Origin of the sequence: Roseivirga sp. UBA838, assembly GCF_002296035.1 — a bacterium.
Lineage (GTDB): Bacteria > Bacteroidota > Bacteroidia > Cytophagales > Cyclobacteriaceae > Roseivirga > Roseivirga thermotolerans.
Map to the genome: position 1 here is coordinate 42,211 of NZ_DBHC01000019.1, position 9,878 is coordinate 52,088.

Here is a 9,878-nt window from a genome sequence, read left to right on the forward strand (position 1 = left end):
CAGCATACTAGCCACAAGCTGTGCCCTCACCGTGTCTTTCTTTTAATAAGCATTTGTGAAGACACAAATGGAGGCAAGGTTCAGAAATACACTTCTTGCGACTTAAGTGAGTAACCCTAACCTCTTATTAAATTGATGCTAGAGATATTCAGTCAGAAAAACTCGATTTAATTCGATGGCTCGCGGGGCTTGATGATTTAAGAGTGATCAAAACCGGTCAGTTCAGTTAAATAGGGTTAAGGGCCTCCGTCCAAAGATTTAAAGCAGACCAGCCTTTTCTGCAATAACCAATCTTCTAAGGTTCCGAAACATTGGCCAAAATGCTGAATCTATCTCGTTCTGACTTAACTCCTCTCACTTCTCTTTATTTTCTCCCTGTTTCCTGCTTACTTCGCTACAAACGAAAATGAGCTTATGAGATACGAACACATCGGTAAAGAACTTTTCATAAAAAACAGAGAAAAGCTAAAGGCCAGACTCAAGCCGAATTCGGCAGTCATAGTCTGCTCAAATGATATTATGCCCACCAATGCCGATGGCACCATGCCCTTTAGGCAAAACAGTAATATGCTTTATCTATCAGGAATAGACCAGGAAGAGTCTACCCTCATTATAGCCCCTGACTTTCCTGATGAACGCATGAAAGAGGTACTGTTTCTTCGCGAAACCAACGAACACATTGCCGTATGGGAAGGCCACAAATACACCCAGGAGGAAGCCGAAAACACTTCTGGCATAAAAACCATAATGTGGAACGATAAATTTGAGCAAACTCTTAAAACGATATTAGCCGAAACCGAGCATATATACCTATACCATAACGAACACATTAGAAACTCAACCGAGGTAGAAACCCGAAGCGATCGCTTTAGTCAGTGGATACGCAAAACATACCCTACCTATGAATACGAGCGTCTGGCTCCTGTAATTTACGACCTGCGCACTGTAAAGGAGCCTCGCGAAATAGAGCTAATGCAAAAGGCCTGCGACATTACCGAAAAAGGGTTTAGAAGGGCAATGGCTTTTACCAAACCGGGGGCTTGGGAGTTTGAGGTTGAAGCAGAAATACTTCACGAGTTTGTAAGAAACCGATCAAAAGGTTTTGCCTATACGCCCATCATAGCCGGAGGGGCCAATGCCTGTGTATTGCACTACATTGAGAACAAAGATCAACTAAAAGACGGTGACCTGCTGCTTATGGACATTGGAGCAGAATATGCCAACTATGCCTCAGATCTTACCCGAACCATTCCCGTAAACGGAAAATTCAGCAAAAGACAAAGGGAGGTATATAATGCTGTACTTCGGGTAAAAAAAGCAGCCACAGAAATGTTGGTTCCCGGCAATAGTATTCCCCAATATCACAAAGAGGTTGGCAAAATAATGACCAGCGAACTCATTGGTCTGGGCCTTCTCGACCAAACAGATGTAAAGAATGAAGACCCCAACTGGCCGGCCTACAAGAAATACTTTATGCATGGCACCTCTCACCACATTGGCTTAGACGTACACGATGTTGCCAGTATTTACACCGAATTCAAACCCGGTATGGTGTTTACTGTAGAACCCGGCATTTACATTCCGCAAGAAGGAATTGGCATTCGCCTGGAAGATGACATTCAGATTACAGAGAATGGTCAGTTCAACCTTATGCGAAACATACCTATTGAAGCTGAGGAGATTGAAGACATAATGAATCAGTAAATGATTGAGATTATAGAAGGTAGTTTGCCCGATGCCCTGCAAGTGCTGGGCAAATTACCTGAATTTGACCCTTTGCTCTCTACAGAACATTACCTTGAGCGGGTAAAAAACAAGCAGCAACTCACTCTACTAGCCAAAGTAAATGGCGAGTTGGCAGGATGTAAAGTGGCCTATGACAGAGACAACGATGGCATGCTGTACAGCTGGCTGGGAGGTGTAGCACCGCAGCATAGAAAAAAGGGCCTGGCCAGGCGCATGGCCGACTATCAGGAAAGCTGGGCGTTGAAAAATGGCTACAGGGGCATTAGGTTTAAAACCCTCAATCGCCACAAAGCCATGCTAACTTTTGCCATAAACAATGGCTTTCAAATAAGCCAGGTAAAGCCTAAAGACGAACTGGAAAATTATCGGATAACACTCATTAAACACCTGCTATGAGCCAACATTTTAATAGTGAACAAGCCCCTGAGCCTGTAGGGCTTTACCCTCATGCCCGAAAAGTAGGCAACCTGCTCTTTCTTTCCGGAGTAGGACCCAGAGAACGCGGATCTTCCAAAATTCCTGGAGTTCAGTTGTCAGAAGATGGAGAAATTCTGTCTTACGATATTGAAGAACAATGCCACTCGGTGTTTAAAAATGTTCGACTTATACTAGAGGCATCGGGAAGCAGCTGGGATCAATTGGTTGATGTGACCGTTTTTCTCACCAATATGAAGGCCGACTTCCCCATTTACAACAAAATTTACGCGGAGTATTTCAAAGACAATCAACCGTGCCGTACGACCGTAGAAATAAGCTCTCTCCCTACCCCAATTGCCATTGAGTTAAAGTGTATTGCTACTATTTAGCCGTGCATTGACTATATTCAGGAAACACTTTTTAGCTGATTTCCATGAATTTAGGAAAAAACCATCTCGCCTTAGCCGTCAAAGACATTGCGGCTTCCTATGCCTTTTATCAAAAACTCGGCTTTGAAGCACTCCCTAATTGCGGAAGCATAGAAGATAAATGGCTCATTGTTCGAAACGGAAACATTCAACTGGGCCTTTATCAGGACATGTTTAGTAAAAACGTGATCACCTTCAATCCTCCCGATGTTCGGGCGGTACAACAAGCCCTTCAGAGCCGAGGCATTACCCTTAGCCGCACCTGCGATGAAAACAGCAGCGGGCCGGCCTATATTATGCTCAAAGACCCGGATGGCAATGAAATATTGATGGACCAGCACTAACACCCACAACACTCAACCACCTTCTACCATGAAACGACTTTTTAAAAACCTCTGGAATCGTATCGTCCGATTCTTTCAAACTATAAAACCGGGTCCAATAGCCCAAGACGGTGCATTTAAGGCCATTGCCACAACAGCCATTGTTATTTGGCTCATTACATCGCTTTTGGTGTTTGTATTGGACGGCAATACCTACTTTGGCATTGCACCCGTGGTTCTGGGGCTTATTCTTGCTTTTTTGGTAAGTGCAAGCACTGTTTTAGTAGTAAACTTGCTAAAGCTTCTTCCAAAGAAATTTTTCTGGTATGTGCCGGGAGCTTTTTTTCTTGGCACATTTATTTTCAATGGTGGTAGCCTCAGCATTCAATTTCCTCTGTTCATCATACTTTTTGCAGGCCTCTCCGGGGCCGGGCTATACACTTTGCTCAAAAAAACGAGGAAGCACAACACAAAAGCCCAAACCATAGTGGCGGCACTAGGCCTATTGGCCGGACTGGCCGGGCTGGTTTGGGGCATAATATGGGTAGCCGACACGGGCTTTAAACCAGAAGTTGAACATATTAATGCCGCACTAAAATCAGACTATCGCCCAAAGCATATCGAACTAAACAACCCTGCAGAAGCTGGTCCATACCCGGTAGAATTTCTTACCTATGGCAGCGGCAAAGACAAACACCGCCCGGAATTTGGAGAAAATGTAAATATAGTGACTGACTCGGTTGATGGTTCAAGACTAATAGACGACTGGAATAAACTCTCCGGGAAAATAAGAAGCTGGTATTGGGGCCACGATGACAAAGCCCTGCCCATAAATGGCCGAGTATGGTATCCTCAAGGCGATGGCCCTTTTCCAATTGCACTAATTGTACATGGCAATCATTCCATGTTCGACTACTCCGATCCCGGCTACGAATACCTTGGACAACTATTGGCTAGCCAGGGAATAATTTTAGCCAGTGTAGACGAAAACTTTATAAACAGTGGCTGGCCCGATATTTTTGGAAATGGACTGGATGAGGAAAATGATGCTCGGGGCTGGTTATTGCTAGAGCACCTCAGAAACTGGAGAAAATGGAATGAAGACCCCGAAAATCCCTTTTTTGGCAAAGTAGATATGAACAATGTGGCTGTAATGGGTCACTCCCGAGGGGGGGAGGCAGCCGCCATTGCCGGATTTTTCAACACCCTGGATTACTATCCGGACAATGCCAATCAGAAATTCGACTTTGGTTTTAACATCAAAGCAGTGGTGGCCATTGCTCCTGTAGATGGCCAATACAAACCGGGAGAAACAAGTACCCCGCTAAAAGATGTGAACTATCTGGTTATTCACGGAGCTAATGACGGAGACGTTCAGTCATTTGCGGGCTTGAGGCAGTATGAGCGGGTTGAGTTTTCCGATAGTTCCGACTTCTTTAAATCGGCCATTTATGTATATGGAGCCAACCATGGGCAGTTTAATACGTCTTGGGGCAATAGAGATGCTGGTTACCCTTATGGTTCGCTGCTTAATGTAGATGCCCTGATGCCCATGGAAGAGCAACTCACCGTGGGCAAAGTCTATATCAGTGCTTTTCTGCAAGCCACATTACTCGGTAAGAATGAATACCGCTCCCTGTTTAAAGACTTTCGCAGTGGCTTGGAATGGTTACCTCAAACCATTTACCTCAATCAATATGAAGACAGCAACTGGCAAACCATTGCCAATTTTGAAGAAGACCTAGACCTTACTACTACTTCAGAAGGCGGTAAAATAACTACCCAAAACCTAACCGTTTGGAGAGAACAACTGGTAAGCATGAAGTGGGGAAACCGGGGAACCCGGGCCGTCTATATTGGCTGGGATAGCCTGGCTCACCCTGTAGATACAGCCCGATACACAATAGCACTGGCCAAACCTCTATCGATTCAGAGTGCCTCATACCTCACTTTTGAGCTTTCTGAGTCTAAAGAAAACACCTACCCCGAGAAAGATCGCGACAAAGAAAAAGAAGACGAATCGGCAAAAGACGAGCAGAATAATAATGAAACGAACAACGCAGAGGAACCCGAAGCGGAAGAACAGGCCGATGACAAAGAAGAAGAACCCAAAGCCAAGGAACCCATTGACTTTAGCATTGAATTCCAGGACTCCAACGGACAAATGGTGAGAATTAAGTTGAGCGATTACAGCTACCTTCAGAGACAGCTCACGGTAGATGTATTCAAAAATCCTGAACTTCAGGACAACAAAACATCGGAAGCTGTTTATAACACCTTCTTTATTTCGCTAAGCGACCTTCAGAAAGTGAATAGCCAATTCAACACAGAGTCTATACAATCATTAAGCTTCATCTTCGATCAGTCGCCTCAAGGGGTAATCATAATGGATAAAATAAGCTATCATAAGTAAAGAAATTCCTCCAACAATTAGACCATCTTCCCATAATGGGACAACACAACTGTTGTTCACATCTTTTTTTTTGCCGTTGGTAGGGTATTATAGGCGAAATACGTAGTTGGTATGTGGATTGAATTAAATCCACCAAACAACCTAACTACTATGGGGCAAATAGAATCGAAAATCAGAAAAGCACTACAGCCAATGCTCGAAGTGTTTAGCGGGTTGCTCATTAGAGCTACGAGCCCGTTTAGAAAAGGCGATTTTATCGAAATTGATGGTCGTCTCGGTTCCGTTGAACACAAGGGAATTAGGTTCACTATCCTGAGGAGCATCGATGGCGAACCCGTTCACGTTCCCAACACCCTCTTCTTCACCAAGCATCTACACAATTTAAGCCATCAGAATATTGTGAATGTAGACCTCGAAACTAAAGTCTGCTATTCAGAAAACATGGCTAAAATCAAAAAGCTCATCAACGATTATCTGAGCAACAATAAGCTTGTGCTCAGAAATCCTTCGCCAAAAGTAGTGGTAAAGAAAATGAAGAATAGCCACGTAGAGCTGGGAGTGAAAGTATGGTGCTCATTAGAAAAATACTTAGAAGTAGATGCAGAAACTGAGCTCCTTCTTAATCAATTTCTAATAAGCCAGGGAGTGAAAGTTGCGAGCGAAAACACTGCTGCTGCCAAGTTAATGGCATAGAGAAAGCATGGTTTATATTTGTTGCAAAACAACAGGTAAACCATGGAAATACTCTGGTTAATTACGGGCACAGTATTAGGAATAATAATAGGCTGGTTGCTGACTAAACAGACTGCATCTAAGCCAAACCAAAACATTGACCAACTAAAGAATCAGCTTCAATTAGCTGAGGAACGAAATAAAATGCTGATAACTGAATTGCAAGAGTTAAAACCTACGCTATCTCAAGAAAGAGAGAAGAGGGTTGACTTGAGCAAGCAGTTGGCCACCTCACAGGCAGAGTTTAAGAACCTGCAACAACGACTGGCTGAACAAAAACTTGAAATGGAGCAAATGAATGAGCGTTTCTCTATTCAGTTTAAAAATTTGGCCAATGAAATTCTGGAAGAAAAAAGCAGAAAGTTTACTGAACAAAACAAGCTGAATCTGTCAGAAATTCTGACCCCACTAAAAGAACGCATTTCTGACTTTCAGAAGAAGGTAGAAGACTCCAATAAAGAAGGGGCCGAACGCAACGCTACCCTTCTTCAGCAAATACAGCACCTTAGTGAACTGAACAAACAAATAACCAAAGAAGCAGAAAATCTCACCAGAGCACTGAAAGGCGACACCAAAACCCAGGGCAACTGGGGGGAAGTAATTCTGGAAAGAATTCTGGAAAAATCAGGTTTGGAAAAGGGCCGGGAGTACGAAACTCAGGTGTCTGAAATAGGAAATGACGGACGCAGATATCAGCCCGATGTGGTGGTCAGGCTCCCTGAAAACAAACACATTATAATAGACTCCAAAGTTAGCCTTACGGCCTATGAACGCTACACTACTGCGAGCTCAGAAACCGAAAGAGCTGGTGAGCTCAAAGCCCACATCAATTCAGTGAGAGCCCATGTAAAGGGCCTGGGAGAAAAAAACTATCAAAACCTCTATGGCTTTGACGGTTTAGACTTTGTGCTTCTGTTCATACCCATTGAACCAGCCTTTACACTGGCTGTTCAACACGACCAGGAGTTGTTCAATGATGCCTACAGCAAAAACATTGTGGTAGTTAGTCCTACCACACTCATTGCAACACTGAGAACAATCTCAAGCATCTGGAAGCAAGAATATCAGAATAAAAATGCAATAGAAATAGCGCAACAAAGCGGAGCGCTATACGACAAGTTTCAGGCGTTTACCGAAGATTTGATGAATGTTGGTAAACATCTGGCAGGTACTCAAAAGGCTTATCAGGAATCGATGAAAAAGCTGGCTGAGGGGAGCGGCAACCTCATTAGGAGGGCCGAAAAGCTTAAAAAATTAGGGGCGAAGGCCAGTAAACAAATAGACAACCGTCTGCTCGACCGATCTGAAGATTAGTTTGAATCTCTCCTTTGGTCAAATAGACTTAACATATTTGATTACAGCTACTTGAAAGGAAATAAAAAGCATAAAATTGACCACGAAATGCAATTTTATGTATATTTGCAGTCCTTTCACCAAGTCCTATCACCTAAACCTAATTTAGAAACCGCGTGCATTGTGGTCATAAATAAGGTGTATGCTAAACCATTTACAGGTTTAGGTGAGCATTAAGCTAACTACATCTTTGACCAAAACACGAGAGTGATGCAACAACCTATTGGCAAGCTATTGAAGGTTGCCACACATTTTTTTTCTATTGGCCTGGTTGCCTTTGTGCTCAACTGGCCTGCCAGTGCTATTGCGCAAACACAAGAGCTTTTCTTAGATGCCAATGGTGAAGCTACCCTTGACTTCAGCAATTTGAATTTAGATTGCTTCGAAGACAACGGAGCTTGCACTCCTTCTGCCGCTACAGGCGATGGCCATGCCATGTGGTTAAGCGACAACCCTTTTCCCGGCAGCTCCACTGATTTTATTTTTGCCGAAGGTGCAGAATTCAATGAATTCGAAGACGGATCGGCCATGCTCTCCGGTATTCTCTACAACACTTCTAACCCAACGGATAAATGGCAAGCAATCGTATATCTTTCTTCAAAAATGGACTGGACTACCTGGAGTTCCCTAGGTAGAGATTATAAAAACGAAAAAGGTTTAGCCGGAGACCACTACAAAGACTGGAGCTACTACATCATGGATCCGTCTCAAACAAGCCAGATTATTGGGCTTGAAGCCAATGCCGGAAAAACAGTCACCATTAGCCACATGCCTGCCAACTATAACTTTGGCTTTCAGGTAGGAAATGCCGCTAACAATAAGAACTCTAAATACGGCCTGTCCGGTTGGTTTTCCTACAGCTGGGATGGAGTGAATTACCATCAGGGCGACTTCAATCTTGACCTTAGCAACTGCGGGCCGGCCGATATTGCCGACTGCCAGTGCGAAGGTAAAATGCAGAACTTTACCTTTACATACGTGGGTGAGTCTGGAGCAACCGTAAAGGCCTACGACCAGAACAATAACCTTTTGGAAACCAACACCAATGTCCAGAATGGTGACAAAATAACCATAGAAGGTTTTGACTTTAAGGGAAGACTAGGTCCAAAAACATACATTCAGCTCAACAATGGTGCCTTACATCAGGTACACACCTCTTGCTCAGAGCAGATTATAGGTAATGTATATGGCCCTTTTACTGTGATTAGCTATACCGATGGGGAAGGCAACTTCTGTGGTGAACAGTCTAATATACCTGTAGGAGAAGTTACTTATACAGCTTCTCAAACCAATTTTAGTTGCTCCGATCTGGGTGAGAAAACTATTACCGTAACTGCAACTGACAGCGAAGGCAACACCTGCTCAAAAGATATTACGGTCAATGTTCAGGACACTATTGCGCCTGTGGTAGTCACTAAAGACATTTATAAAGTAATCACCTCAGGAAGTACAGTTACCATTACCCCGCAGGATGTGTTGGTTATGAACTGTGCCGGAGGCGGAATTTCCGAACCTGAGCCTGTTCCAGGAAGTGGAGACAATACACTATGGATAGGTAGTGACTGTACTTATGATAACTGTTCCATTGTTACTTATGAAATAGACAAAGAAACCTTTACCTGTGAAGACGCAGGGCAACATGTAGTAACAGTAACAGTAACCGATCAGAGTGGTAATAGCACCTCAGCTACTGCCATCGTAACCATTATGGACAGTGCCAAACCAATTGCACTTACTCAAAACATTACTGTTTACCTTGACGAGACAGGCAACGTGAACATCACCCCTGAAATGGTTGATAACGGCTCCTACGATGCCTGCAGCCCGGTAAGCCTGGAACTCTCCAAAACAGCATTCGACTGCTCCAACCTGGGGAGTAATTCGGTTACACTCATTGTAAAAGACGCCTCTGGCAATACCACTACAAAAACAGCCTCTGTAACGGTTAAAGACAATACTGCCCCACCGGTAGTAGCCCAAAACATTAGAGTATATCTGGATGAAAACGGTAATGCCAAGATTCACCATAAAGACGTACTGTACATATGCGAAGACGCAGTAATTGAAGACGCCCCTGATAGCGGAGGAGGTTTGGGTGGCGGCCTGGGCGGTGGCTTAGGTGGCGGACTCGGAGGAGGCCTTGGCGGTGGACTCGGGGGAGGCTTGGGTGGCGGCCTGAGCTCATTCAGTACCACATCTACAACTGTTAACACAGAAGAAATCCCTTATGCCGATTTCGATGTAACCTCTGACCTCAGCCAGTTTACCTCTTGTACTACAGACAACTGCAAGATTATTTCGATAAAAACCTCTAAAACAGTTTTCAACTGTTCTGATCTTGGTGAAAACACAGTAACCGTTACCGTAAGAGATGCTTCTGGCAATACCACAACCACCACAGCCATTGTAGAGGTCGTAGATAATGCCGCTCCTGTAGTGGAAGTTCAGGATGTAGCCCTTACTCTC

8 protein-coding genes are annotated in these 9,878 nt (G+C 44.0%); all 8 read left to right on the forward strand.

Features of this window, described 5'->3' with window-relative positions:
• Positions 1 to 414: 414 nt before the first annotated feature.
• On the forward strand, positions 415 to 1,704 hold the full coding sequence (locus tag B3O12_RS07020) for an aminopeptidase P N-terminal domain-containing protein (protein ID WP_286755779.1): 1,290 nt from the start codon (positions 415 to 417) through the stop codon (positions 1,702 to 1,704).
• The gene (locus B3O12_RS07025) at positions 1,705 to 2,142 is read left to right on the forward strand and encodes a GNAT family N-acetyltransferase (protein WP_286755780.1); all 438 of its coding nucleotides are present in this window, start codon (positions 1,705 to 1,707) and stop codon (positions 2,140 to 2,142) included. It begins immediately after the preceding gene.
• A complete protein-coding gene (locus tag B3O12_RS07030) occupies positions 2,139 to 2,552 on the forward strand; it encodes a RidA family protein (RefSeq protein WP_189628199.1) in 414 nt (137 codons plus the stop codon). Before B3O12_RS07025 ends, B3O12_RS07030 begins: the two co-directional genes overlap by 4 nt.
• 44 nt (positions 2,553 to 2,596) lie before the next feature.
• Positions 2,597 to 2,935 carry a VOC family protein gene (locus B3O12_RS07035; RefSeq protein WP_189628200.1) on the forward strand — a complete coding sequence of 113 codons (339 nt, stop codon included), beginning with the start codon at positions 2,597 to 2,599 and terminating at the stop codon, positions 2,933 to 2,935.
• 28 nt (positions 2,936 to 2,963) lie between these two features.
• Complete coding sequence (locus B3O12_RS07040) at positions 2,964 to 5,327, forward strand: hypothetical protein (protein WP_286755781.1); 2,364 nt, start codon at positions 2,964 to 2,966, stop codon at positions 5,325 to 5,327.
• 111 nt (positions 5,328 to 5,438) lie between these two features.
• Entirely contained in the window at positions 5,439 to 6,020 is a 582-nt protein-coding gene (locus B3O12_RS07045) for a mechanosensitive ion channel family protein (protein WP_189628202.1), read from the forward strand.
• A 42-nt stretch (positions 6,021 to 6,062) separates the two neighbouring features.
• Positions 6,063 to 7,373 (forward strand): DNA recombination protein RmuC, encoded by a 1,311-nt coding sequence (gene rmuC / locus B3O12_RS07050; RefSeq protein ID WP_286755782.1) that lies wholly within the window; start codon positions 6,063 to 6,065, stop codon positions 7,371 to 7,373.
• Between the two features lie 249 nt (positions 7,374 to 7,622).
• The coding region (locus B3O12_RS07055) for a DUF7467 domain-containing protein (protein WP_422662580.1) at positions 7,623 to 9,878 on the forward strand (2,256 nt) is incomplete at its 3' end.

Excerpts from the sequence above, each read along its gene's own strand:
- B3O12_RS07020 (WP_286755779.1), top strand. The coding sequence starts at position 415 with ATGAGATACGAACACATCGGTAAAGAACTTTTCATAAAAAACAGAGAA.
- B3O12_RS07025 (WP_286755780.1), top strand. The coding sequence starts at position 1,705 with ATGATTGAGATTATAGAAGGTAGTTTGCCCGATGCCCTGCAAGTGCTG.
- B3O12_RS07030 (WP_189628199.1), top strand. The coding sequence starts at position 2,139 with ATGAGCCAACATTTTAATAGTGAACAAGCCCCTGAGCCTGTAGGGCTT.
- B3O12_RS07035 (WP_189628200.1), top strand. The coding sequence starts at position 2,597 with ATGAATTTAGGAAAAAACCATCTCGCCTTAGCCGTCAAAGACATTGCG.
- B3O12_RS07040 (WP_286755781.1), top strand. The coding sequence starts at position 2,964 with ATGAAACGACTTTTTAAAAACCTCTGGAATCGTATCGTCCGATTCTTT.
- B3O12_RS07045 (WP_189628202.1), top strand. The coding sequence starts at position 5,439 with ATGTGGATTGAATTAAATCCACCAAACAACCTAACTACTATGGGGCAA.
- rmuC (WP_286755782.1), top strand. The coding sequence starts at position 6,063 with ATGGAAATACTCTGGTTAATTACGGGCACAGTATTAGGAATAATAATA.